At 67.0% G+C, this 25341-nt stretch carries 21 protein-coding genes; 9 read left to right on the forward strand and 12 right to left on the reverse strand.

The genetic code is table 11. The features are described from left to right. Positions 1-83: 83 nt before the first annotated feature. The 3 genes from PIB19_RS09505 (at position 84) to PIB19_RS09515 (ending at position 3270) form a co-directional block, all read left to right on the forward strand. Positions 84-1223 carry an endo-1,4-beta-xylanase gene (locus tag PIB19_RS09505; RefSeq protein WP_271240607.1) on the forward strand — a complete coding sequence of 380 codons (1140 nt, stop codon included), beginning with the start codon at positions 84-86 and terminating at the stop codon, positions 1221-1223. Positions 1224-1302: 79 nt separating this feature from the next. After that, the gene (locus tag PIB19_RS09510) at positions 1303-2313 is read left to right on the forward strand and encodes an AAA family ATPase (protein ID WP_271240608.1); all 1011 of its coding nucleotides are present in this window, start codon (positions 1303-1305) and stop codon (positions 2311-2313) included. 3 nt (positions 2314-2316) lie between these two features. Next, positions 2317-3270, forward strand: a complete 954-nt coding sequence (locus tag PIB19_RS09515; protein ID WP_271240609.1) for a 1-phosphofructokinase family hexose kinase — start codon at positions 2317-2319, stop codon at positions 3268-3270. A gap of 407 nt (positions 3271-3677) precedes the next feature. Here the strand turns inward: PIB19_RS09515 and PIB19_RS09520 are convergent, their stop codons facing one another. After that, the gene (locus tag PIB19_RS09520; RefSeq protein WP_271240610.1) at positions 3678-4064 is read right to left on the reverse strand and encodes an ArsR/SmtB family transcription factor; all 387 of its coding nucleotides are present in this window, start codon (positions 4062-4064) and stop codon (positions 3678-3680) included. Positions 4065-4189: 125 nt separating this feature from the next. On the opposite strand from PIB19_RS09520, the gene PIB19_RS09525 reads away from it, so the two are divergent. Next, entirely contained in the window at positions 4190-4783 is a 594-nt protein-coding gene (locus PIB19_RS09525) for an alpha-ketoglutarate-dependent dioxygenase AlkB (protein ID WP_271240611.1), read from the forward strand. Here the strand turns inward: PIB19_RS09525 and PIB19_RS09530 are convergent. From PIB19_RS09530 to PIB19_RS09540, 3 genes are all read right to left on the reverse strand, one after another. Further along, on the reverse strand, positions 4767-5498 hold the full coding sequence (locus tag PIB19_RS09530; protein WP_271240612.1) for an MFS transporter: 732 nt from the start codon (positions 5496-5498) through the stop codon (positions 4767-4769). The genes PIB19_RS09525 and PIB19_RS09530 overlap by 17 nt on opposite strands. After that, positions 5495-5977, reverse strand: a complete 483-nt coding sequence (locus PIB19_RS09535) for an MFS transporter (protein WP_271240613.1) — start codon at positions 5975-5977, stop codon at positions 5495-5497. The genes PIB19_RS09530 and PIB19_RS09535 overlap by 4 nt, the downstream gene beginning before the upstream one ends. A 64-nt stretch (positions 5978-6041) precedes the next feature. Then, positions 6042-7427, reverse strand: coding sequence for an RNB domain-containing ribonuclease (locus PIB19_RS09540; RefSeq protein WP_271240614.1), 1386 nt, complete (start codon positions 7425-7427; stop codon positions 6042-6044). A 154-nt stretch (positions 7428-7581) separates the two neighbouring features. On the opposite strand from PIB19_RS09540, the gene PIB19_RS09545 reads away from it, so the two are divergent. Beyond that, positions 7582-8907, forward strand: coding sequence for an MFS transporter (locus PIB19_RS09545; protein ID WP_271240615.1), 1326 nt, complete (start codon positions 7582-7584; stop codon positions 8905-8907). Between the two features lie 178 nt (positions 8908-9085). Here the strand turns inward: PIB19_RS09545 and PIB19_RS09550 are convergent, their stop codons facing one another. Next, positions 9086-11377 (reverse strand): glycoside hydrolase family 3 N-terminal domain-containing protein, encoded by a 2292-nt coding sequence (locus PIB19_RS09550; protein WP_271240616.1) that lies wholly within the window; start codon positions 11375-11377, stop codon positions 9086-9088. A 189-nt stretch (positions 11378-11566) separates the two neighbouring features. Between PIB19_RS09550 and PIB19_RS09555 the strand changes: the two genes are divergently transcribed. Both PIB19_RS09555 and PIB19_RS23625 read left to right on the forward strand, forming a co-directional pair. Beyond that, positions 11567-12580, forward strand: coding sequence for a LacI family DNA-binding transcriptional regulator (locus PIB19_RS09555; protein ID WP_271240617.1), 1014 nt, complete (start codon positions 11567-11569; stop codon positions 12578-12580). 140 nt (positions 12581-12720) lie between these two features. Further along, on the forward strand, positions 12721-14208 hold the full coding sequence (locus PIB19_RS23625) for a glucoamylase family protein (RefSeq protein ID WP_443018723.1): 1488 nt from the start codon (positions 12721-12723) through the stop codon (positions 14206-14208). 12 nt (positions 14209-14220) lie between these two features. Here PIB19_RS23625 and PIB19_RS09565 read toward each other — a convergent pair whose 3' ends face one another. From PIB19_RS09565 to PIB19_RS09595, 7 genes are all read right to left on the reverse strand, one after another. Then, positions 14221-15171: a N(4)-(beta-N-acetylglucosaminyl)-L-asparaginase gene (locus PIB19_RS09565; RefSeq protein WP_271240951.1), complete on the reverse strand. Its 951-nt coding sequence runs from the start codon at positions 15169-15171 to the stop codon at positions 14221-14223. Next, positions 15089-15949 (reverse strand): copper homeostasis protein CutC, encoded by an 861-nt coding sequence (locus PIB19_RS09570; RefSeq protein ID WP_271240618.1) that lies wholly within the window; start codon positions 15947-15949, stop codon positions 15089-15091. Before PIB19_RS09570 ends, PIB19_RS09565 begins: the two co-directional genes overlap by 83 nt. A 44-nt stretch (positions 15950-15993) precedes the next feature. Continuing rightward, positions 15994-16206: a hypothetical protein gene (locus PIB19_RS09575; RefSeq protein WP_271240619.1), complete on the reverse strand. Its 213-nt coding sequence runs from the start codon at positions 16204-16206 to the stop codon at positions 15994-15996. Then, positions 16203-17801, reverse strand: a complete 1599-nt coding sequence (locus tag PIB19_RS09580) for a family 43 glycosylhydrolase (RefSeq protein ID WP_271240620.1) — start codon at positions 17799-17801, stop codon at positions 16203-16205. The genes PIB19_RS09575 and PIB19_RS09580 overlap by 4 nt, the downstream gene beginning before the upstream one ends. After that, a complete protein-coding gene (locus tag PIB19_RS09585; RefSeq protein ID WP_271240621.1) occupies positions 17798-18475 on the reverse strand; it encodes a DUF6445 family protein in 678 nt (225 codons plus the stop codon). Before PIB19_RS09585 ends, PIB19_RS09580 begins: the two co-directional genes overlap by 4 nt. A 67-nt stretch (positions 18476-18542) precedes the next feature. Next, positions 18543-21566 carry a TonB-dependent receptor gene (locus PIB19_RS09590; RefSeq protein ID WP_271240622.1) on the reverse strand — a complete coding sequence of 1008 codons (3024 nt, stop codon included), beginning with the start codon at positions 21564-21566 and terminating at the stop codon, positions 18543-18545. A 168-nt stretch (positions 21567-21734) separates the two neighbouring features. Further along, a complete protein-coding gene (locus PIB19_RS09595; protein WP_271240623.1) occupies positions 21735-23273 on the reverse strand; it encodes a tryptophan halogenase family protein in 1539 nt (512 codons plus the stop codon). Positions 23274-23536: 263 nt separating this feature from the next. On the opposite strand from PIB19_RS09595, the gene PIB19_RS09600 reads away from it, so the two are divergent. Together PIB19_RS09600 and PIB19_RS09605 are read left to right on the forward strand one after the other, a co-directional pair. Continuing rightward, on the forward strand, positions 23537-24121 hold the full coding sequence (locus PIB19_RS09600; protein WP_271240624.1) for a Pvc16 family protein: 585 nt from the start codon (positions 23537-23539) through the stop codon (positions 24119-24121). 4 nt (positions 24122-24125) lie between these two features. After that, on the forward strand, positions 24126-25328 hold the full coding sequence (locus tag PIB19_RS09605) for a hypothetical protein (protein ID WP_271240625.1): 1203 nt from the start codon (positions 24126-24128) through the stop codon (positions 25326-25328). Positions 25329-25341: the final 13 nt, after the last annotated feature.

The following is a 25341-nucleotide window of genomic DNA, read 5'->3' on the forward strand; positions in this document are numbered from 1 at the left end:
TTGGTGACGGCCGGCAGTGGTGACGGCCGATAGTTAGCGACGCTCCGTAGCCGGCAACAGTCGGTAGTTGAGGAGAGGACAGAATGACGCGACTGACGCGCCGCGAGCTACTTGCCGTCGCCTCTGCCTGCGCAGTCGCGGCGCCTGCCTTCGCCGAGGCACCGGCATCGCTCAACGCGCTCGCCAGGGCCAAGGGCATGCGCTTCGGCTCGTGCTTCGCATGGAGCCCGCCGGGCGCCGACGCGGCATCCTTCGCCAACCCGAATTATGCGGCGCTGCTGACACGCGACTGCGGCATCCTCGTGCCCGGAAACGAGTTCAAATGGCAGCACTTACGGCCGAAAAAGCACATCATGGACCTCACGCGCTTCACGGCCATGCTCGAATATGCCGAGGCCAGGGGCATGGCGATGCGCGGCCATACCCTGCTGTGGCACAGGGCACGGTATTTCCCGAGATGGCTCAACGAATACGACTTCGGCTCGAACCCGCCCGCCGAAGCGGAGCATCTGCTGACCTTCCATATCCGCACGCTCTGCCGGCTCTATGGCGACCGCATCGTCAGCTTCGACGTCGTCAACGAGACGATCGACGAGAAGACCGGACTGCAGCGCGAGACTTCGCTCTCCAAAGCGTTCGGCGATGCCGATGCAATGGTCGACCTCGCCTTCCACACCGCGCGCGAACACGCCCCCAGGGCGCAACTGGTCTACAACGATTACATGAGCTGGGAGCCCGGCAACGAGAAGCATCGCGCGGGCGTGCTCCGGCTGCTCGAGGGCTTCCGCAAGCGCAACGTGCCGGTCGATGCGCTGGGCGTGCAATCGCATATCGGCGTCTATGGCGGCGACCTTCGCGGCGCCGTGCGCCGGCAGGAAGGCGAATGGCGCGCCTTTCTCGATGCCGTGGTGGCGATGGGCTACAAGCTGCTGATCACCGAGTTCGACGTCAACGACAAGCAACTGCCCGGCGACGTCAGGATCCGCGACGCGGCAGTCGCCGCTTATGCCGACGCCTATCTGGAAATCATGTTCGCCTATCCGCAGCTCAGGGACGTGCTCGTCTGGGGGATGTGCGACAAATATAGCTGGCTGAACGGTTTCAGCCCGCGGGCCGATCGCTCTTATCAGCGCGCCACGCCCTATGACGAGAAGTTCCGCCCCAAGCCGCTGCATGGCGTGTTCGCCAAGCGTTTCGCCGCGGCCGCGATGCGGCCGGCTTGAATGCATTGTGGCTCCCGTTCAGAAAAGCGGTGCTAGGGCGACGAAGCACGATTAAGGGGTGCGCAAGGGAGAGCCGGCAATGGCCGCGGCGCAGGCGACAGTGAGTGTTCCGTTCGAAATCCTGCTCGAGCAAGGTGGGCTCGACGCGTCCGCCTTGCATGCGTTCGCCGGTGCGCTGGCAGCCGCCCATGCGCGCGCGGCGCCGGGGGACGGTGCCGCGTTGCTGGCGCGGATCGAACGACTCGCAAAGTCGGACGCCCAGCGCCGCGAGCTGTCTCGCCAGCTTCCGCTGCTTCGCCGCCGCAACACCGCCAAACGCGTGCGGCAACTGCAAGACGGCGCGCCCGAGGATATCCTGTTCGACCTCGCCGGCCACTTGCTCCAGCTGGTGCAGCGCGGCCTCGCTACCGAAGCCAATATCCTCGCCAATCGCTATCTCGACGTCGAGCCGCAGGGCGCGACAGGCTGGGCCACGCTGCCGCTGCTGCTGTCGTTGCGCGCCACCGAAGCCGGCGATGCTGCGCTGGCGGAATCCGCTCTCGCGCCCTATCCGCCGCGCCTCGTCGCGATCGGCGGGCTCTCGGGCACGGGCAAGTCCACGCTTTCGCGATTGCTCGGCGCGCGATTGGGCCGAATGCCGGGCGCGCGCGTTCTGCGATCCGATGTGTTCCGCAAGCGCCTGGCGGGGCTGGCGCCCGAGACGCGCCTTCCGCCAGCGCATTACACGCGGCACAGCGACGAGGAGACCTATGAGGCATTGTTCGAATCCGCCGACGATCACATCGCCTGCGGCAATTCGGTGATCCTCGATGCCGTGTTCCTTAGCCGCAGCGAGCGCGACGTGGCGGAGGCGATCGCACTGCGCCGCCGCGTGCCGTTCACCGGCCTCTGGCTGGAGGCGCCCGAGCGCGATCGCATCGCCCGGGTGAGCGCGCGCGACGGCGACGCTTCGGACGCGACTGTCGAGGTGGTCCGCGAGCAATCGCGCCTTTCGGTGGGCGAGCTTGCCGGCTGGCATCGGATGCGAGTCAACCGGCCGCTGGACCTGATCGTCCCCGCGGCGCGCGCGGTGCTCGATCGGCGGCGCTGACGCATGGTCGCAATCGTAACGCTGACGCTCAATCCGGCGCTCGACGTCTTCACCGGCACCGAAAGCGTGCACCCGACGCACAAATTGCGCTGCACCCCGCCCCGCTTCGAGCCGGGCGGCGGCGGGATCAACGTGGCACGCGTGGTCCACGCTCTGGGCGGCGAAGTGACCGCGGTGTTCCCCTGCGGCGGATCGTCCGGCACGGCATTCGAAAAGCTGCTGCGCGAATCAGGCGTGCCGATCGCGCCCGTGTCCATCGCCGGCACGACGCGCGAGAGCTTCACGGTCGACGAGAAAGAAAGCGGCGAGCAATATCGCTTCGTGCTGCCCGGACCCACGCTGAGCGACGGGGAGTTGGAGCAGATCCTCGAAACGGTGGGCGGAGTCGACGGCCCGCCCGCTTATGTGATCGCGAGCGGCAGCCTGCCGCCCGATTGCGATCCCGGGATATTCCGCCGGCTCTGCGCCTTGTGCGGCAGGATCGGCGCGCGACTGGTGATCGATACCTCAGGGGACGCGCTGGCCGCAGTCGAGGGCAGCTGCGCCTTTCTGATCAAGCCCAGCCTGCGCGAAGTGCAGGAGCTGGTCGGGCGCGAACTGCCCGATGCGGCCGCGGAGTGCGAAGCGGCGCGCGAGCTGCTCGCCCGCGGCTTCGCGGATGTGATCGTGGTCTCGCTCGGCGATCGCGGCGCGTTGCTGGTGGCCGAGGATGCCGAGCTGCGGATGCCCGCGATCGAAGTGCCGGCCGGCAGCGCCGTGGGCGCGGGCGATTCGATGGTCGCGGGGATCACGCTCGCCCTCGCCTCGGGCAAGTCGCTCGAAGAGGCGCTGCGCTACGGCGTCGCCGCGGGCGCGGCGGCGCTGATCACTCCCGGTTCGGAGCTAGCCCGGCGCGAGGATGTCGAACGGCTCTACTCGGCCGCCGTGGCGAGGGGCTCGGCGGATAGCAGGTCGTGAAGCTGGTAGCCAAGCTCCGGCCTGCGCCGGAGCACGGGGCCCCCAAGGCACGCCAGCTACCCTCGGGGGTATAGACATTCAGCCTATACTTCCCTCGCCCCCTGAAAGGGGAGAGGGTTGCGCAGACTTGGGTCGCGCACTTCTGCGCGGCCTTAGTCGGAGCTGGGTGAGGGGTGCGGCCGCAAAGCGGCCGCGCGGAGCTACGCTCCGCTCTACCCTCTCCAAGCTACGCTAGGCGCTAAAGCGCCAAGCTTCGCTATCCTCTCCCCTATCAAGGGGAGAGGGAGTTTTAGGTTGAATATCGATACGACCTAGTGCTCCGGCGAAGGCCGGAGCCCTGGATGGCGCGCACATCGCTTGGTGGCCGCAGCTCCGACTCAGAGCCGGCACGAGAATGTCGAGCGGCTCTACTCGGCCGCCCTGGCGAGGGGCTCGGCGCAAAACAGGTCGTGAAGCGATTCGAGCATGCGCTTCGCCTCCGCGCTCGCCAGCGAATAGAAGATCATCTGGCCGGCGCGGCGCGCGTTGACCATGCCTTCGCGGCGAAGCAAAGCGAGCTGCTGCGAAACGGCAGTATCGCGTGCGCCGGTGAGCCTCGCCAGCTCGCCGACGGACTTCTCGCCGTCCCACAAATGGCACAACAGCAACAGGCGACTCCGACCCGACAGCGCCTTGAGGAACAGGGACGCGCGGTCAATCTCAGCAATCATTTGGTCTTTCACGGCGCGCACCGCTAAGCCCGGAAGATGTTCGTTGCAACCGCTATCGATCGGATTCGGAACGGATTTCGACAAGAAACGTCGTTGCGCCGGTCGTTGCGTTAACTGCAATCGGAAAATCTGTTTGGTTTTGAAGCCTGAACTGAAGCTCTGCCGCCCGGCCTCGACCGGGCCGAATCGGGCTTGAGACGGATGTTATAATGCCCCTTCCCGCAGCCGATCTGTTCGGCGCCCCTTTGCTGTCCGGTTTCGCTTATGCGGAAGACCTCGTCACGCCGGACGAGGAAGCGCTGCTGATCGCCGCCGTGGATGCCGCGGAGTTGAGCCCGTTCCGGTTTCAGGGCTGGCTGGGCAAGCGCCTGACGACCAGCTTCGGCTGGCGCTACGACTTCGATCATGGGGCCTTCACCATGGGCACGCCACTGCCCGAATGGCTGCTCCCGCTGCGCGAGAAGGCGGCGGACTTTGCCGGGCTCCGGGCCGGGGACTTCGCCCACGCACTGCTGATCCGCTACGATCCGGGCGCCGGGATCGGCTGGCACAGGGATCGGCCGGTATTCGAGCATGTCGTCGGCGTGTCGCTGGGCAATCCAGCGGTGATGCGGTTCCGGCGGCGACGCGCCGGCGGGTTCGATCGCTTCGCCGCGCCGGTCAGCCCCCGCTCGGTCTATCATCTCTCGGGCGAGGTGCGGCATGATTGGGAGCACAGCCTCGCCCCGATGGACGTGCCACGCTGGTCGATCACTTTCCGGAGCCTGTCCGAAAAGGGCCGCGCGCTCAGTTCTGCGTCCTGATCGTCATCGCCGCCGCACCGCCTGCCAGCACGCCGGCCGCGAGGACGAGCAGCCACGGCCCGTATCCGGCCCGATCGGGGCTGAGCGCCAGTGCGAGCAGGGGCGCGACCATCGCCGGCAGCGTGTTGGTGAGGTTGAGGATGCCGAGATCGCGGCCGCGATGCGCCGGCGAGGGCAGCAATTGCATCGCCAGCGCCGATTGCATCGCGAGGAACACCGACATGCCCGCTATCGCGACGCCGAAGCCGAGCGTCGCCACCGGCCAGCTCGACGCCGCGGCCATGATCGCCAGCCCCGCCGCCATCGTCACCGCCGACACCGCGAGGAACGGCTTCCGGCGCATCATCCGGTCCGAGAGGCGGCCCGCGGCGATCGTGAGCAACAACGCCACGATGGTGACGCCGGCGAAGATCGCCGCGACGCTTTCGCTCGCCGCTTCCGCCCTGCTCTTGTCCGGGATCTTCTCGCCCAGCACGGCAAGGAAGTAGAACAGGCCGAAGGTGCCGAGTCCGTTGCCGGCGATCTGGACGAGCATGCGCGCGATCCAGATGCGCGCGAAATCGGCGCGGCGGCGGACGCGCAGTGCGGGCGGCGGCTCGGGAAGCGGGTCGCGGCGCTCGCGAATGAATAGCAATAGCGGCAGAACGAGTATTGCGATCACTGCGCAGAGCAGCGCGTAGCGCACGCCTTCCGGGCCGAGCCCGCGGAGCGTCACGCCGACCGCGACGAGCGAGGAAAAGGGTGCGCGGCGCCCATCAGCCCGGCGACCAGTCCCTTCTGGGCGTCGGGCACCTCGTCGGCCATGATCGCGCCGACCGGGGCGAACATCATGTTGATAGCGATTTGCAACAGGGCCACTGCGGCCAGCATCGACGCGCCGTCGCCGCTCCAGTGGAACAGGCCATAAGCGAGGATCAGCAGGCCAAGCCCGGCGAGGATCCACGGCCGGCGGGTGCCGAGGCGGCGATAGGTCCGGTCGCTGAGCGCGCCGAAGACGAGATTGGCCACGCTCGCCACCGCCGCGCCGCCCAGGGCCGCGGCGCTGAGCAGCGCGACGCGGTGTTCGGGGTCGGCTACCGCAGTCACCTTCAGCGGAAGCAATACGGAGACGAACGGAATGAAGCTTGCGTACAGCCCCGCATAAGCGAGCGCATAGAGGACGATGAAGCCGCGGCCGGGGGACGATTGGGGCATCAAGTGTCAACTTCGGCGTGCACTTGTTCCCCGTTGACGCAGCGGCCGCCTCGCGCGGCATCCATCAAGCGGTCAGCTCGAACGTGATCCGCTGGCGCCCAGGATCGGCCCCAATCAGCTTCACGGAAATCGCGTCGCCGGGCTCCGCGCCGGGCATCGCCAGCCGCGCGACTATGGGGAGATCGCGCAACTGAATCCGCGCGCCGTGATCGTCCGCGTCGGTGACCACTGCCGCGAAAATCTGCCCTTCCTTGCCCTGCAGCATCACTGCCTCGGCCAGGTCGATCACGGCGCGGTCGATCTGCCCGCCGATCGCGCCCGCACGCGCCATCACCGCCGGCAGCTTCCCGAACGCCTCGGTCACTTCCGCCGGCACCGCCTGGCCGTTGGCGACGGCGAGCGTGGCGCGAATAACGTAGCGATCGGCAAGGCGGCGGAGCGGCGCGGTGGCATGGGCGTAGGTCGCGGCAACCGCCGCATGCCACGGGACGATTCCGGGCTGGAAAGGTTGATAGGAGGCGCCCTGCCCTGCCCGGCGGACCGCGAGCATGAAGGCCGCCTGTTTCGGATCGGCGCCGTCGAGCGTCGCCTCGAACTGCGCGAGCGGCGCCATGCGCGGCCAGTTCAGTCCGAAGGCGATAGCGGTCTGGCGGAGGCGCGCGACGGCAGCGTCGTCGGGCTCGGCCATCACGCGAAACAGGCCGGTCTTGTGCGCGGAGAGCAGGTCCGCGATCGCCATGTTCGCCGCGAGCGATAGCGCCGCATTGCGCTCCTCGGAGACGAGGCGTGGGCGGAACACCAGTTCGAAGCCGCCGTTCTCGCGCGCGGCGACTTCCTGCTCAGGCGGATCGACGCGGGCGGCGCCGCGACGAGCCTCGGCGTGCTGGAGACGGGAGGTGAGTTCCGCGAAACCGGCCGGCAGATCGGCGTCGCGGACGCTGTCATAAGCGAGCTTGGCATTGCTGCGGATGATGGCGCGCTCGGCACCGTCGAGACGCACCGTGCCGTCGGACGCGACGCGAACGGTGAAGATCACCGCGGGCCGTGGGCCCTCGGGCAACAGGCTGGCCGCGCCTTCGCTGAGGATCGATGGATAGAGGCCGGCCTTTCCATCGGGCAGATAGAGCGTGGTGCCGCGATGCCATGCCTCGACGTCGAGCGGGTCGCCGTCGGCGACGAACCACGCCACGTCGGCGATGGCGTAGTGAAGCAGCAGGTCGGCGCCGCTGGGCTCGATCGCGAAGGCCTGGTCGAGATCGGTCGCGCTGGCCGGATCGAGCGTGACGAAATGACGGGCCGTGCGGTCGACATGCTCGGTCGGGGCACGGCGTGCGGCGGCTTCGGCGGCGGCGAGCACCGCGGGCGGGAAGCCCTCCGGCACTTGGAAGCGCGTGCGGATCGCGGCGAGGCCGCGGGACAGGCTGTTGGCCGGATCGGCGATGGTCTTCATGCGTGTTGGGTACACGCGCGGACCCACCTTGGGAAAGCCCGCGACGCTTGATCGCTACGCACGATCGCGGCAGACGGACATGCGACGGCGGCGCCAACCTTTCCGGTGTGGAGCAGTGAATGCCGGAGCGAGTCCGGCATGACGGAGAAAGATTTTGAAGCCCCTCCCCATGAAGGCGCGCCTCGTCCTGTTCGCCTTCGGGGACTTCGCGTTCAATCTCTACTGGCAGAGCATCATGCTCTTCCTGCTGTTCTACTATACGGACGCGCTGGGACTGCCGATGACGACCGCGGCGGCGATCTACACCGCGGCGTCGATCTGGGACGGGATCGCCAATTTCATCGCGGGCGCAGTGACCGACCGGCACCAGCCGAAACGGGGCTATGGCCGCGTGCTGATCCTGGGCAGCGTGCCGCTCGGCCTGGCCTGTATCCTGACCTATGCGCCGCTGGGAACCGGTGCCGCAGGGCTGGCGCTGGTGGTGATCGGGCATCTGCTGTTCCGCACCGCTTATGCCGCATTGAACGTGCCCTATCTGGCGATGGGCGCACGGATCAGCGTCGACAGCCGGGATCGGGCGTTCGTCGCGGGCGCACGAATGCTGTTCGGGACGCTGGCCTGGGTGGTCGTGGCACGCGGGACGGTGCCGATCGGAATGTGGCTCGGTGGCGGCCCGGTGGCGGCGCAGAGCTATTTGTGGGCGGCGGTGCTGTTTGCAGTGCTGGGGACTGCGATCCTGATGCTGGTGGGGGCGACCTATCGCGAGGATGTGGTGCCCGCCGCCCCTGCACCGCCCTCGGTGCGCGTGAGCGTGGCGAGCCTGCTCGCCAACCGGGCGTTCGTGACGCTCAACCTCGCAATGATGGCAATGATCGTCGCAGTGACCGTGCTCAACAAATCAGTGCTCTATTATTTCAAATATTTCCTCGGCAGCAACGATGCCGGGCAGAGCGCATTGGCGTGGATGGGTGTGGTGAGCGCAGTGGCGGTGCCGGCGTGGATGCTGCTCCAGCGCTGGCTGGGGACACGCGCCTTGTGGTTCGTCGCGGCTATCGCATGCATGGCCGGGCTGACGCTGTTCGCCGCGGTGCATATCGACACGCCGGTGGCGATGCAGCTGTTCCTCGTCGGCATGCAGGCGCTGATCGTCGGGCTGCATTTCGCCTTCTGGGCGATGCTGCCCAACACGATCGAATATGGCGAGCAGGCGACCGGACTGCGCGTGGAAGGCGCTGTATTCGGAGCGGCGGCATTGCTCCAGCGCGTGGCAATCGGGCTGGCCACGGCGATCCTCGGGCTCGGGTTCGACAGCGCGGGCTATGTGGCGAACGTGCAGCAGAGCGCGGCGACGCTGGCCGCGATGCGGTGGACGATCGCACTGGTGCCGCTGGGGGCGCTGGCGGTGTCATGCGGGCTGATGCTGCTCAACCCGCTGGGCAAGGGCGCACATGCGCGGATCGTGAAGGGGTTGGAGCGGTGAAAACTTGTTCCTCTCCCTGTGGGAGAGGTAGCGCAGCTTGGCAGCTTGCTGCCTAGCGGAGCTAGGTGAGGATGTCCTGCCCCCGATAGGGTGATCCCCTCACCCAGCTCCGACTAGGGCCGCGAAGAAGTGCGCGACCCAAGTCTGCACAACCCTCTCCCGACGGGAGAGGGGTAGCTTAACCCTTTACCAGCTCGAACGTGCCGCGAACGCCTTCGGCCTCGGCGGACGGGGCGATCCAGACGTCGAACGTCCCCGGCTCGACGGTCGGCTTGTCGTCGCGGCCGTAGAATAGCAGCAGCGCGCGGTTGAGCTTGAAGGTCACTGTTTCCGACGCGCCGGGGGCGAGCTTGATCTTGCGGAAGGCCTTCAATTCGCGGACCGGACGGGTGATGCTCGCCGCACGATCGTGGATGTAGAGCTGCACGACCTCTTCCGCCGCCCGCGTGCCCCGGTTGCTGATCGTCGCGCTGACAGTCAGCTCGCCGTCCCATGCCAGCGTCGGCGCCACCTGCAGACCCGAATATTCGATCCGGCCATAGGTCAGGCCGTGGCCGAACGGATAGAGCGCCTTGTTCGGAATGCCGCGATAATGCGCCTTGTAGGGCTCGAGCTTGTCGTCCGACGGATTGGGTCGGCCGGTGGGCTTGTGCGCATAATAATAAGGCTGCTGCCCCGGCGAGCGCGGGAAGCTGCTCGGCAGGCGGCCCGAGGGGCTGTAGTCGCCGAACAACACATCGGCAGTGGCGTTGCCGCTCTCGGTGCCGAGGAACCAGGTCACGAGGATCGCCGGCGCATCGGCGACCGCGCCCTGCAGCGCGAGCGCGCGGCCGTTCTTGAGGACGATTACCACCGGTTTGCCGACCGCGGCGACTGCCTCGGCGAGCGCCTGTTGCGGCGCGGGCACGACGATCTCGGGACGCGACTGCGCCTCGCCCGACATGTTCTCGCTCTCGCCGATCGCAAGCAGGACCACGTCCGCGGCACGCGCAGCGGCGACGGCGGCGTCGATGCCGCCGGGAAGCGCTTCCTCGACACCTGAGCCGGCAGTGACGGTGACGCTGCTCCTGTCGACGACCGCGGCGCGTACGCCCTCGGCGAGATCGACGGCGTACTCCTGGCCGCCATAGACCACCCAGGGCCCGTTGAGGTCATGCTTGCCCGAGGCGAACGGGCCGATGATCGCGATCTTCTTGCCCGATTTGGGCAAAGGCAGCAGGTCGCCTTCGTTCTTGAGCAGGACGATCGACTTGCGCCCTGCCTCACGAGATAGCGCGATAGCGGCCCTGGTGCGCGAGCGCGCCTTTTCGCGCTTCAGGTCGATGCGGCGGAAGGGATCGTCGAACAGCCCGAGCGCGGCCTTGATCGCGAGGACCTTCCGCACCGACTCGTCGAGCCGCGCCTGCGGCACTTCGCCGGCCTCGACCAGCTCGGGAAGGTGCTTCCGGTAGAAGCCGCTGGTCATGCTCATGTCGACGCCGGCGAGGAAGGCGAGCTTGGCGGCCTCGCGCGAATCCTTGGCGAAGCCGTGGTCGATCATCTCCATGTCGCCCGTGTAATCGGAGACGACGAAGCCCTCGAAACCCCATTCGCCGCGCAGGACATCGCGCATCAGCCATTCGTTGCCGGTGGAGGGGATGCCCGAAATCTCGTTGAACGACGCCATGAACGACAGCACCCCGGCATTCACCGCGGCGCGGAACGGCGGGAAATAGATCTCACGCAGCGTGCGCTCGGAGAGGTCGACGGTGTTGTAGTCGAGCCCCGCCTCCGCGGCGCCATAGGCCGCGAAGTGCTTGGCGCAGGCCATCATCGAATCGATCGCCCTGAGATCGGGGCGCTGGAAGCCGCGGACGCGTGCCTCGGACATCAGGATGCCGAGATGCACGTCCTCGCCGGCGCCTTCCATCGTACGGCCCCAGCGCTGGTCGCGTGCGATGTCGACCATCGGCGCGAAGGTCCAGTCGAGGCCCGAGGCGGCGCCTTCATAGGAGGCCATGCGCGCGGTGCGCTCGGCGAGATCCGGCTCGAAGCTCGCGGCCTCCCCTACCGGCACCGGGAAGATCGTGCGATGGCCGTGGATCACGTCGGCGGCGAAGAGCAAGGGGATCTTGAGCCGCGATTCCTTCATCGCCACGGTCTGCATGCGGCGCGCCATCTCGGCACCGTTGCCGTTGAACACGCCGGTGAGCTGCATCTGGCGGACTTCTTCGAGCTGCTGCTCGAAGCCGGGACCGTTGGTCGGCGGATTGAGCTGCGTCGCGACGCCGCCGCCCCAAGCGCTGGGCATCAACGTGAGCTGGCCGGCTTTCTCGGCCAGGGTCATCTTCGCGATCAGCCCGTCGACGAAGGCGGGCACCGGCAGCGCCGCCGCAGCCTGAAGCAGCGCGCGGGCCGGGCTGGAGACCCAAGCCGCGACCGCGCCTGCACCCAGCAGCGCCGCGCGTCGCGAAATCTTGGTGTCGAGCATTTCGTTCCTCTCCCGGATGGCCGCGCCCCAACCCGGCGCGGCAAGCGACTCACGGGCACCACCCACGCAACTTTTATGCTTGTTGCGGTGTCCCGTAACCGGTTACATAGCTCCTGACGGGCGAGGATTGCAATCGCCCTCGCGGTCTGAAACGTAGGGGACATGCGTGAGACCGGAAGCAGGAGCAAAATGGGCGAGGCCACGATCCGCGATGTCGCACGCCGCGCCGAGGTTTCGGTCGCGTCCGTGTCGCGCGCCCTGAACGGCCTCAACAATGTCCGCGGTGAAACGCGCGAGCGGATCGTGGCCGCCGCCAAGGAGTTGGGATACGTCCCTCATGCCGGCGCACGGAGCCTGAGCCTGGCGCGCACCCGCGCGATCGGCGTGGTGCTGCCCGACCTGCACGGCGAATTCTTCTCCGAATGCGTGCGCGGCATGGACCGCGAGGCGCGCCGGCGCGGCTATCTGCTGCTGCTCTCCAACATGCATGACGACAGCGAGCAGGCCGCGGTGGCGCTGCGCGCGATGCGCGGGCGCGTCGACGGACTGCTGGTGATGGCACCGCACATCACGCTGGAATCGCTGGAGCGCGCGCTGCCGGCGGCGCTGCCCGCGGTGCTGATCAATGCGCCGGGCGAAGTCACGTCGCGGCCCTCGCTGCGGCTCGACAATCGCGCGGGCGCCGAGGCGATGGTGCGGCACCTGCTCGCCAACGGCTATCGCCACATCGTCCACATCGCCGGGCCGGAGGGCAATGTCGATGCGCGCGAGCGGCTGCAGGGATTCCGCGACGCACTGGCCGAGTTGGCGCCCGACATGCCGGTGCGGATCATCACGGGCGACTTCAACGAGGAGACCGGCGAAGCCGCGGCGCGTGACATCCTCGAGAGCGACGCGCCGTGCGACGCGGTGTTCGCCGCCAACGACATGATGGCGATCGGCTGTCTCCACACGCTGCGCCAGGCCGGCAAGCGCGTGCCCGAGGATATCGCCGTCGCCGGCTTCGACGACGTGCCGCTGGCGCGCTATCTCGCGCTCACCACGATCGAGGTGCGCATCGCCGAGATCGGCGCGCGCGCGGTCTCGCGGCTGATCGACATGCTCGAAGGCAAGGGCCCGGGTGCTCCCATCGAACTGCACGAACCCCACCTCATCGCGCGCGCCACCACCGTCGCACGCGCCGGCGTATCCGCACATGGCTGAGCGCATCTCCCTTTTCGCGTGGGCGCCGCGGGGCGCAATGGGCCTTTGGCGTGCCCGCCTTGTAACCGGTTTCACAACACCCCTCCTGGGAGGCGGCGCCTCGTGCGTCGCCTCCCGTCTTTTGGGGTAGAAGGACGAACATGATCGACAGACGCGCGCTGCTTACCCGTTCCTCGCTGCTCGCGACCGCGGGCGCCCTCCCCGCCTGCACGCCCGTGGCCCGGCCGGACGGCGCGCTTGCGGGGAACAGCCTCCCGGCCTTTTACGAGGATATCGAGGAGCGCACGTTCCGCTGCTTCTGGGACAATGTGAACCGCAAGAACGGGCTGGTACCGGATCGCTGGCCGACGCCGAGCTTCTGCTCGATCGCCTCGGTCGGCTTCGGGCTGACCGCCTATCCGATCGGCGTCGAGCGCGGCTGGTGCACCCGCGCGGAGGCACGCGACCTGACATTGACCACGCTGCGCTTCTTCTGGAACGCGCCGCAGGGACCTGAACCGACCGGCAAGACCGGGCACAAGGGCTTCTTCTACCATTTTATCGACATGGAGACCGGCGAACGCTTCCGCGATGTCGAGCTTTCCAGCGTCGACACCACCCTCCTGCTGATGGGGGTGCTGTTCGCGGGACGCTATTATGACCGCGATGATCCCGCCGAGGCCGAGATCCGCAAGCTCGCTTTGGCGATCTACGCGCGCGCCGACTGGAACTTCTTCCGTTCGGACGGGCGCAAGCCGGTGTCGATGGGCTGGCATCCCGAGCGCGGCCTGATCCCGGCAAGCTGGGTCGGCTATAATGAAGGCATGTTCGTCTATGTGCTCGGGCTCGGCGCGCCCGAGCACCCGCTGCCGGCGGACAGCTGGGAGGCGTGGACCGCGAATTACGCGCGCTGCTGGCGCGGCGAGGGACCGACGCGCCACCTCGCCTTCGCGCCGCTGTTCGGCCACCAGTACAGCCAGATCTGGATCGACTATCGCGGCATCCAGGACGCGCCGATACGCGAAGCCGGGCTCGATTATTTCGAGAACAGCCGACGCTCGACTTTTGCCAACCGCGCTTATTGCACCGCCAATCCGAGGCACTGGGACGGCTGGTCGAAAGACATATGGGGCCTCACCGCATGCGACGGGCCGGGCAATTACAAGCTGCCGTTCAAAAGCGAGACGCGCGAATTCTTCGGCTATTCGGCACGCGGTCCGCTGGGCCAGCCCGACGAGCGCGACGACGGCACGCTGGCGCCGACAGCGGCTCTGGGTAGCCTCCCTTCGCGCCCGAGATCGTCATTCCCTGTGCCCAAGCGCTGCGCCGCGAGCATGGCGACCGGCTCTATGGGAAATACGGGTTCGTCGATCTGTTCAACCCGAGCTTCCGGTACGTCGATGCTCGGCTGGAGACCGGGACAGTCGATCCGGCGCACGGCTGGTACGCGCGCGACCATCTGGGCATCGATCAGGGACCGATCCTGCTCCAGGCCGCCAACTACCGGAACGACTTCGTCTGGCGGTACATGCGTGAGGAACCGGCGATCCGCCGCGGGCTCACGCTGGCCGGGTTCAAGGGCGGCTGGCTGGGTTAGGCTCCATCGACATTCATTCCTCTCTCATCAGGAGAGGAGAAGAGCCGCTTGAATGTCGCTAAACCTAGCCCGGCTGCGCGAACAGGCTGGCCGAGGGCAGCACCTCCGCCGCGCCCGAATGACGCGTCACGGCATAAGTGAAGCCGGGGAGCAGCGCATAGGCGCCGACCCGGCCGTCATGGCCGAGCGCGAGGAAGCCGACCTGCATCCCCTTGATCGCTTCACCGCGCAGCCGGACGATGTGCTTCACTGCTTCCTCGCACGCCTTTTGCGGCGAAAGCCCGGCTCGCATCGAGGCGATCACCCGCGCGGTACCGGCGATGCGTGTCACTTCCTCGCCGACACCGGTGGAGGCGGCGGCGCCGACGCCCTTCTCGAGAAACAGGCCACTCCCCGCCTGCGGCGAATCGCCGACGCGGCCGCGCATCTTGAAGGCCATGCCCGACGTGGTGCAGGCGGCCGCGAGATGGCCGTCTAGGCCGCGCGCGAGGATGCCGATCGTGTCGTGGTTGAGGCTCGAACCCGGCGGTCCGGGCAAGCGGTTCTCGATATTGGCGACGGGCTGGTAATGCGCGGTCTTGAGCCATTCGCGCCACGCCTGCTCGGCCTCGGGCGTCAGCAATTTGGTCCGCTGCATGCCCTGAGCGAGCGCGAAACGGGTGGCGCCTTCGCCGACGAGCAGGGTGTGCGGCGTCTTTTCCATCACCAGCCGCGCGACCGAAATCGCGTGAACGACGTCCTCGAGTGCGGCGACGGCCCCCACGCGGCCGTCCTCGTCCATGATGATCGCGTCGAGCGTGACGTGACCGTCGCGGTCGGGATAGCCGCCATAGCCCACTGAATGATTGGTCGGATCGGCTTCGGGCACGCGGGCACCGGCCTCGACCGCATCGAGCGCGGAGCCACCGGCCTTGAAGCGCGCGAGCGCAGCCTCATTGGCGGCCTTGCCGAAATCCCAGGTGGAGACGACCGCGACCGGATCGGCCGGCGCCGCCTTGGTGGCGCTCGCCGCCAAAGTGGCGGCGGCGCCGAGACCCAGCGCGCCGCGTCGTGAGATGGCTTCGTTCATGCTTTCCCTCTGCGAGCGCGGCGCGCAACTGCGCCACGATCATCCTGTCGGTGTGGCGGCGCGGGCCGCTGGCGAAGCCGAGCCGCAGCGTGGCGGCATCGGGTTCGGGCCCCGGCGCGCTCGCCGATCCGTGCACCTCATCCACGCCTGTCTCGGCGACGAGGCGCGCAACATTGGCGGGCGTGACGCCAGATCCGGCGATGATCGACAGGCGCTGGCCGGCCTCGGCGACCATCGCGGCGAGCACCGGCATGCCCAGGATCGCGGTCGGGGCGCCGCCCGAGCTCAGGATATTGTCATAGCCGAGCGCCGCGGCTTCACGCACGGCCGCGACCGGGTCTGGAACCAGGTCGATCGCGCGGTGCAGGACAAGCGTCGCGCCCTGCGCGGCATCGCGGAAGCGCGCCAGCGCCTCACGGTCGAGCCCGCCATCGGGCCGGAGCGCGCCGACCACCACGCCGGCGACGCCGCGCGCGACCGCGAGGCGGATCTCCTCGATCATCAACGCCGCCTCGCCTTCAGCGAGCACGAACCCGCCCGCGCGGGGGCGGATCATCATGTGGATCGGACAGCCGGTCTGCACCGCCTGTTCCACCAATGCGGCCGAGGGCGTGAGGCCGCCGAGCTCGAGCGCGGAGCATAATTCGATCCGGTCGGCGCCGCCGGCAACGGCCGCGCGGAGCCCGGCGGAATCGTCGACGCAGATTTCGAGGAGAGCCGGCACGATGTCGCTTCTAGGCGAGTCCGCCGCCTCGTCAAACGGTCGCGCTAGGGGACCCGCACCGACCTGGAGCGCTTCGACACACCGTTCTCGTCGAACGCCTCGATTGCGACCCAATAAGCCTGCCCGACATTGAGCGCGCGCAGCTCGAGGCTGTCCCCCTGATCGGCCCAGCGCTGATAGGTGAGCGTCAGGCGATCGGGGCGGATTCCCCACAGGACGTTGTAGCCGACCGCGCCCTCGACCGGCTTCCACGTCACCCGGGCATTGCGTTCGTCGGCGCCCCGTTTCGCAGTGACGCCGGCGGGTATTGCAGGGGCTTGCCGCCGGCGGAGCCGAAGATGCGGATGTCGCTGATCGCAAGGTTGGCGGCGCCGACATGGCCGTGGACATAGCGCACATAACGCGCCTTCACCGGCGCGGGCAGCTCGAAATAGGCGTTGGGCCGGTCACGGCGCGGCGCTTCGGTCCGGGCGAGCGGCGACCAGCTCCGCCCGTCCGCCGAGGATTGCAGCGCGAACTCGGTATAGACGTCCGGTGCGTCGGCAAAGCGGTTCGATTTGTAGTCGGCGAAATTGACCTGCACGGCGCGCAGCGTCTTCACCGCGCCGAGATCGACCGTCAGCGTCTCTCCCGCCTTGTTGGCGCCCGCGACCCAGAAGGTGCGCGGATTCTCGTCGGTGACGCGGTCCGCCGCGAACTCTCCCATCGTGGTCGAGGCGCTTGCCGGCTTGCGGTAGGAAAGCAGCATCCAGCCGGTGAACAGGCTGTCGGGATCGCCGATCTTGCCGGTCGGCACGAATTGCGGGAAATCGCCGAAGCGCGTGGAGACGCGCATCTGGCCATCAGCCTCGAACGCGGCCGGCCACATGCCGATGCGGCGCTCGAACGCCCAATTATAGCCCAGCCACGGCGTGCCGGTGTTCCACCAATTGCCGTGCACATCCTCGAAGGTCGAGCCGTGGCCGGCACCCTGCACGAATCCGCCGGGCTTGTACGCGACCGGATTATACGGCGCATATTCGAACGGCCCGAGCGGACTGTCCGACACATAGGTGCCGTTCGCATAGGCGTTATATTCGGTGCCGGGCGCGCCGTACTGGAGGTAATAGCGGCCCTTGACCTTGGTCATCCACGCGCCCTCCATGAAGGGCTTGATGGGCGTGCCGTCGGGCAGCGTCCCCGAATGGTCCTGGCCGAAGCGTTCCCAGCCATGTCGATCGGGATGCAGCGCCAGCATCGGCTGCGCCTGCCCCTTGTAGATCAGCCGCCCGTCCCGGAATTCGATCTCCATCGCGTAGAGCGGGAAGACGTTCGACGAGTTCCAGTAGATGTACCATCTGCCGTCATCGTCCTTGAACAGAGCGGGATCCCATGGGCCGGGCGGGATCTCGCCCGGCTTGATCTTCTCCTCCTCGCCCGGGCGGACCTGCCCGGGCAGCCGGGGCATGCGCCGGACGAAGAAGTCGAGCTTGCCGCTGTCGGGATCGGTGGTGGAGAGGATCGAGGTCGGCTCCATCGTCGATTGCAGGATCACCAAGCGCTCGCCATCGGACCAGACCGCAGGCGCGACGATCGACTGGAACGGCCAGCGGCTGGGCGTGACGAAGGTCCAGTCGATCAGATTGCCCGAGCGCCAATAGCCGTCGGCCAACGTCTGGAACAGGTAATAGGCGCCCTTGTGCCGCACGATCGCGGGGTCGGCGCCGGTACGGTACGAGATGCCTTCGTTCAATTGCTCGAAATTGTAGCGGTAATCCAGGTCGAGCGGATTGATATAGGTCCGCTTCGCAGGCTGGGCGGCGGCAGTGCACGCGGCCAGCAGGGTCACGAGGCTGAGCACGGCGCGGATCATGCGCGATATCCCTTGATGAACAGATTGGCGGTGAGCCGGCCGCGGCGCGGATCGGCGCTGAAGTCCATGCCCTCCGGGATCAGCCCGGAATGGAGCAGCCGCCCCTGATAGATCGCCAGCCGATCCATATTGCCCTCGACCATGCCGATCTGCTCGAAATGGCCGTTGGAGCCGTTGGTATAGCCGATGAGCGACATGCTCTCGCGGCGCGCGGCGGCGATGAAGGCTTCGCGATTGGCTTCGGTGACCGCCTCGATCCCGGTCGAGCGCTGGCGGTAGAAGGCGGTGCCCGGCGTATCGGCGAGATAGTGCAGGATCGCGACATAATCGGGATCGGCGGAGTCGAAATGCGGCGCACGCTGCGCCGGAGTCAGCGTTTCGGGCGGCGCAGTGACCATCGAGAAGCTCGCCTCGAGCAAATCGAAGCGAACGAAATCGAAAGCCCCACCGAGAAACGGCGCCACGGCGTGCAACAGGGTCTCGACATAATGCCAGGCATCCAGATCACGCTCGGACAGGATGCGGCGGAGGCCGGGATAATAAGTGCCCACGCTCGACGGGAACGGCGCGAGCGCAGCGGCGGTCTCGACCACTGCCCGCGCGTCGCCGGAGAAGCCGTCGATCACCACGACCGGGCTCTGGCTGGTTCCGAAGCGGCGAAGTTCGGGCTTCATCTGACCTGATTACAAAAATCGGGGGAGGAATGTCTCCCTCCCCGAGTGGTTCGCTTCAAAGGGGGACTTAGAAGCGGTAGCTTGCGCCGACCTGGAAGCTGCGGGCGTTGCCGACCGTGCCGTTCTCTTCCCAAGTGACTGGATTGTTCCCGGCGCCCCAGCCGGAATAGTTGCGGTTGATCGAGTCGAAGACGTTGAACACCTCGCCCTTGATCTGGAGATCGTGCCCCCAGGGCAGGCGGAAGGTCTTCGTCAGCCGCAGATCGACATTGGCATAAGCGAACTCGTTCGGCGGAAAACGCACGCCGCCGAGGTTCGCGATGCAGCCGACGCCGTCGGGGGTCGGGCTGGGAGGCGTGATCGCCGCCGGCGGACAGCCGGCAAAGCCATAAGCCGGGCCGGAGGCGAAGGTGCCCGTCGCCGAGAACAGCACGTCGAGGGGCAGATTGACCATCCCCGTCATGACGAGGCGATACTGATCGACGCCCTGGACATTCTGCCAGCCGAACTGCGTGACGTCGGGACCCGCGAAGAACTCGTCCGAGCCGAGCTCGGTGCCCACGTTCGTCCGGGCGCGCTGATAGGTGCCGGAGAGCGTGAAGCCCCAGCCCGATTCCTTCGAATAGGGCTTGTCCACGGTCAGGTAGATCGCGTTGTAGACCGCCTTGCCGTCGTTCTGGCCGATATTGAGCTTGCCGTTGAAGCCCGCGAGCTGGCCGTTCTGGGCGGCGCAGATGCTGGTTGGAACGGGCGTTCCATCGCGGTTGGTCAATGAACCCGCGATATTGTCCTGGACCCAGAGGCCGCCGCCGTCGGAACAGCCGGTGACGTTTCCGTTCGCATCGCGGTTCACGATGCGTGTGTACCAGCCGTTCTCGAAGCGGTTGCCGCGGACGAACTGGAAGATGTTGTGGCTGCGGATGTGCGCGAAGGTGAGCGAGGTCTGCACCGCGCCGAAGCGCTTGCGTACGCCGAGGCTGAACTGATCCGAAAAGGGCAGTTTGGTGTCGTTGTTGAGCAGCCATACGTCGCCGCCATTGCCCTGCGCGATCGCGGCCGCGCGCAGCGCATCCGGATCGCGGTAGCTGTCGCTCCAGTTGGTGCAGCCCTGCGGCGGCGCCGGGTAGCCGGTGCCCTGGCAGAAGGACAATGTGCTGACCGACTGGTAATAGCTCTTGATCGTCTCGATGCCCGAGGTGATGAACAGCGGGCGGTCATAATAGCGCCCGGCGCCGGCGAAAAAGATCAGGTCACGATCGCCGTTGACGTCGTAGCTGATGCCGAGACGCGGCTGGATCGCGCCCCAGAACGGTTTCCGATTGTCACCCGTCGAGATGTAATCTTCAGGATCGATCCCCGCCGCCTTCCATCCCGGATAATTGCGAAGCGCCGTGGCGATCTTCTCTGGAGTGACGAAATTCTCGTTCTTGGCGTTGGTTTCGAAATCCCAGCGAAGGCCGGCATTGATCGTCCAATGATCGTCGGGCGACCAGTCGTCCTGGACGAACAGGCCGATCTGGGTGTTCTTGGCGGTCGCCGCCTCGACGGGCACGGTCGAGATACGCGCGGCCAGCGGGACCTGCACCGCGGGATCGGTGAAGGTGGCAGCGTTGTAATAATAGCTGCCGTTGTTGCGGCTGTCCTCGAGCCGCTCATAGGTGTTGAGCGTCAGCTTGGCGCCGGCCTTGATCGTGTGCGCGCCACCGAAGAAAGTGACGTTGTTCTTGAACGTCCAGGTTTCCTGATCGTCGTTCTGGATGAAGCTGTTGCCGCCGAGCAGCACCGCCTCGCCACTGTTGATGTCGGGACGGTAGTTGATGATGATCTCGGGATCGTCGCTCTCGCGCGGCGTGCCGTTCGACACGGTGTTGTAAGCAACCGTGAGCTCGTTCAGCCAATTGTCGCCGCGATGGTTCCACTCGGCCTGATACACGTTGATGTTGCTGAGCAGCCGGCGGCCGTGCTCGGGCACCGAGGCGCCGCCGTAATCGGCGAGATTGTCTTCCTTGCGGACGAACACGCTGGCGTTGATCGTATCGCGATCGGTAGCGAACAGGCTCAGCTTGCCGAAATAGAGGCGCTGCTCGAAGCTCTGCGCATAGACGCCGTTATACTGGTCCTTGAGGAACTGCGGAACGGCGTCGCCGGGGTTCGGCCCCAGATTGATCGCCGCCGAAGGGAGCTTCTGGCTGGTGCCCTCGAAAGCCGCGAAGAAGTGCAGCTTGTCCTTGATGATCGGACCGCCGAGATCGGCGCCATACTGCCAGCGGCTATAGTCGGGCTTTTCGCGATTGCGCTCGAAATAAGGCTGGCCGATGAACGCCTTGGGCTGCCACTCGCCGAACGCGCCGCCGTGGAATTCGGTGCCGCCGGTCTTGGTGACGGCAGTGATGATCGCCGATCCGGCCTGCTCATATTCGGCCTTGAAGTTCTGGGTATCGACCTTGAACTCCTGCACCGCCGATTGCGGGAAGGGATTGCCGCGCGAGAAATTCTGCCCGGCCACGCCGCCATGATTGATCGGGTTCTTGAGGCTCAACCCGTCGATGAAGACGTTGGTGTTGTCCGAGCTGACGGCACCGGCCTGCACGCGACGCGCGCCCGAGGTCGGCGACACCGAAACGCCGGGCGCGAGCGCGGCGAAGTTGAGGAAGTTGCGCTCGTTCTGCGGGAGATTCTCGATCTGCTGCTGGCTGACATTGGTCGAAACCGTGGCGGTGCGCGTCTCGGTGCGATCGCGCGTGCCGGTGACGACGATCTCGCTGCCGGTGCCCGCCGTGTCGGCGGAACTGCCGAGATCATAGGTCACCGTCTGGCCGACGGGGAGAGTCACTGTCTCCGCCTCGCCGCCGGTCGATAGCTGCACCTGATAGGTGCTCGGGCGCAGGCCGACGATGACGTAATTGCCCTCGGCATTGATCGTCGCGGTGACCTTGCGGCCCGTAACGGTATCGGTGACCGTGACCGTCGCGCCGGCCGCGGCACCTTCGACATGGCCTTGCAGCGTGGAAGTGGTCTGTGCGGACGCGGGCGACCCGATCGCCAGCGCCGCAGCGAGTGCGGCGGCGGAAATCCCACGTGCGACACTCAAGCGGATCTGTTTGGAATCCCTCACAACATTCTCCCCTAACCCTCATTGTAACCGGTTACATGTCCGTTTAGACGGCTTCTCGATCTCCGACAACGATGTCAAAACGCTTTCGCGCCATCTGTCAACAACGCCGTCGTCCGACCTTGGTTCAACCGCGACGAGCTGTGCCTATCCTGCAACAGTCAGCGGCGGCGCCTGGCAATGGCGGGCAATGAAGGCCGCGTGATCGGGCATTGCGTTGGCGACGTCGGCGATCACCTCCGCGGTGTCGCGCATGAAATCGGCGACCGTGGCCTCCGGGATCATCTCGACCATCGGGTCATGCGCGACTTTCAGTCCCTGCCCCAGCAACACCTGCACCCAGCTCTCCTCACGGAACAGCTCCTGCGCCGCGCGGCGGAAGAAGCGGCCCGAGGAGGCGAACAATTCCAGCCGTTCGGTGAGGCTGTCGGGCACCGCCATGTGCCTGAGGTAGCGCCAATACTCCGTGTCCTCGCGTTCGGTGACCTTATAGTGCGCGACGATGAAGTCGCGCACGTCGGTGAACTCGAAATCGTGCTGGCGATTATATTCGGCCACGTCCGGCGCGGCGAAGCCCTGGTGCGGGAACAGCGCCACCAGCTTGGTGATGCCGGTTTGGATCAGATGGATGCTGGTCGATTCGAGCGGCTCGAGGAAGCCCGAGGACAGGCCGATCGCGACGACGTTCTTCTCCCAGGCCTTGTGGCGCTTGCCCGGACGGAAGGCGACCGGGCGCGGATCGGCGAGCGGCTTGCCGTCGAGATTGGCGAGCAGCACCGATGCGGCCTCGTCGTCGGAGATCTGGCTGCTTGCGAACACATGGCCGTTGCCGATCCGGTGCTGGAGCGGGATGCGCCATTGCCAGCCATGATCGCGCGCCGTCACCCGCGTATAGGGCGTCAACGGCGACACGCTCTCGCACGGCACCGCGAGCGCGCGATCGTTGAGCAGCCATTGGCTCCAGTCCTCGTAACCGACGCCCAGCGCCTGCCCGATCAGCAGCCCGCGCATTCCCGAGCAATCGACGAACAGGTCGCCATCGACCGTGCGGCCGTCCGCCAGCACGACATGGTCGACATGCCCGCTCTCGCCGTCGAGCTTCACATCGACGATCCGGCCCTCGATCCGAGTGACGCCCTTGCCCACGGCGCGCACGCGCAGGAACTTCGCCAGCAGCGAGGCATCGAAATGATAGGCATAGTCGATGCCCGAGATCGGCGACGTGGGGTTTCGCGGATCGGGAAAGCAGAATTTGTTCGCCATCCCCGCGCGGCAATTGAGCGCATAATCGTCGAAATGGCCGACGGGTTTGCCGCTGGCCTTGAGCTTGAGCCAGAGCTGATGCGGGTGCAGCCACATGAAATCCTGGCCGATCCGTCCGAAGCCGTGGAAATAGCGGTCGTCGCCGGTGCGCCAGTTGACGAAGTCGATGCCGAGCTTGAACGTCGCCTGGGTGGCGCGGATCATCTCGACGAGATCGATTCCCGCGAGCGCCATATAGTCGCGGATCGCCGGGATGGTCGCCTCGCCGACGCCGATGATGCCGATCTCGTCGGATTCGATCAGCCGGATCTCGTAGCCGCGGAATAGATGCGAGAGCATCGCCGCAGTCATCCAGCCGGCGGTGCCGCCGCCGACGATGGTGACGGACTTGATCGGCACGGGGCCGCGCACGGTATCGGTCATCGCCTCTCCCCGCCGCGCTTTCGGCCACGGCTGATGCCTGTTAGGCGATGCCGGGGCGCCTCGTAAACGGTTACAACAGCGCACCCCGCCGCGCGCATGCCTCCGTATCGGACAAGCATTTCGGATGCGTCGTCTGTTGCCAGCGCGCCCGGCCCCGATAGGCTCGGGTTCAAGTCGCATCGAATCCAGCCGCGCCCGTGCAGGCGCAGCGGCGTCATCCGTTCCGCGTGGCACCTCGAGGGGGAAGATCTTGGCCCATGGTCATGATCAACGATGTTCTGTTGTCCGTCCGCAACCGGATCGAATCCGCGCTGCAGGCGACGCAGGCGCGCGACGAGGAGTGGATCCGGCTGACCAATCTGACCGGGCTCGACGGCGCGGTGCAGCCCGACCTCGCCGGGCGGATCGTAATGTCGCTCGCGGCGCTCCAGCACGACACCAGCCTCGGATCATACCAGCCGGTCCGCGCGAGCGGCGGCGACAATTATGCGATCTCGAGCGCGCCGCAATTCATCGACGCTTATGTGCTGTTCACGTCGTGCTTCGTCGAGGCGAGCTATGTGGCGGGGCTCGCGATCCTCTCACGCGTCATCGAATATCTCCAGGAATATCCGGTATTCGATGCCGCGAGTTCGCCGGAGATCGGCAGCCGGATGGGCAATCTGGCGATCGAACTGGTCAGCCTCGATCTGGGGCAGGTCAGCCATCTCGCCACGTATACCGGGCTGAAGGGGCAACCCTTCGTGCTCTATCGTCTGCGCCGCCTGCCCTTTGCCGGCGCGGCGATCACATCGGTGGCGCCGGCGGTGCAACAGGCACCCCCACCCCTGCTCCAGCCCAGGGAATGAGCCGATGACGACGATCTTCGACTCGTTCCTCGACCAGGCGCTGCGGAGCCTGCCGCTCACTGCGCTGCAGCCACCGCCCGGGCCGACGCCGCTGCCGCCGCGCGCCGCGCTGGCCGGGCGCTACGATCGCTGCATCTCGATCGATATCCGCCACCAATTCTACAATCGCAGCGACGGCGTCTGCACCGATATCGCCGTCGAGCCGACACGCCGCACGCTCGAGCGGCTGGCGCTGTACGGCTATGTCGTCCGGCGCCGCGCCGACGGGATCGACCTGTTCTGGGATACCGCAGTCAAGGCGCAGGCGAACGACATCTTCGCCAAATTGCAGAGGCGCTTCGGCCAGGTGCCGCCGGACGTCTGGGCGCGGCTCTACGAACCACCTCTGCTGTTCGCGCTGCACGTCGCCAATCCGCGCTTCGCAGTGTTCACCGAAATGCCGACCGACCACCGGATCGGCGATCCGCCTCTGCGCCTGTCGAGCCGCTCCAATGTGCCGGGCACGGTCGGCACCGCGGCGCTGACGATCGACTGGAGCACATTGCTCGACCGGCCGAGCATCGTCGACACCCGCGGGATGGAAGGCGTGGGCACCAGCGTGCCGCCCCCGCCGGAAAAGGACGGGAAGGAACCGCCGCTCGATCCCGCCAAACAGGGCCCGGCCGCGCAGGAGCGCATGCAGGTCGAGCGGCAGTCGCAGGCGCTGGCGCTGCTCGATCTCCACTTCACCCGCGTCGATCCCGCGCCGTTCGAGGGCTGGGACGGGATGCCGGTCGATCGGGCACCGAAAACGCCGCGATCGGGCAAGCCCGATTTCTTCCGCCCGGTGACCTACGCGATCCAGTTCGCCGCGCGGCAGACCCGGTGGCGCTATTTCGTCGCAGCGCGCAGCGGCACGCTCGACTCCGCCAGCCTGAGCGTAGTCGCGCCCGACGGCAGCGATGCCGGCTTCCGTCTCGACGACGCACCCCATCTCCTCCCCGACGGACGCCCCGCCGCGTGCCTGACCAGCGACGTTCCGCGCGCGATCCTCGCCAGCCCCGAGGCGCAGCTCGCGCTGACCGGGAAGCCGCTGGGCGGGCGCAGCTATCCGCGCATCCTGGTCGACCGGCTTCCCGGTCCCGCGACCGACAGCGTCATCCCAGCCGCGACCCCACGCAGCGGTCAGCCGCCGCCGGCCTGGTCCGACATCTACGTGTTCGTCTGAAAGCCCCCAAAAC

Origin of the sequence: Sphingomonas sp. 7/4-4 (genome assembly GCF_027941955.1) — a bacterium.
GTDB lineage: Bacteria > Pseudomonadota > Alphaproteobacteria > Sphingomonadales > Sphingomonadaceae > Sphingomonas.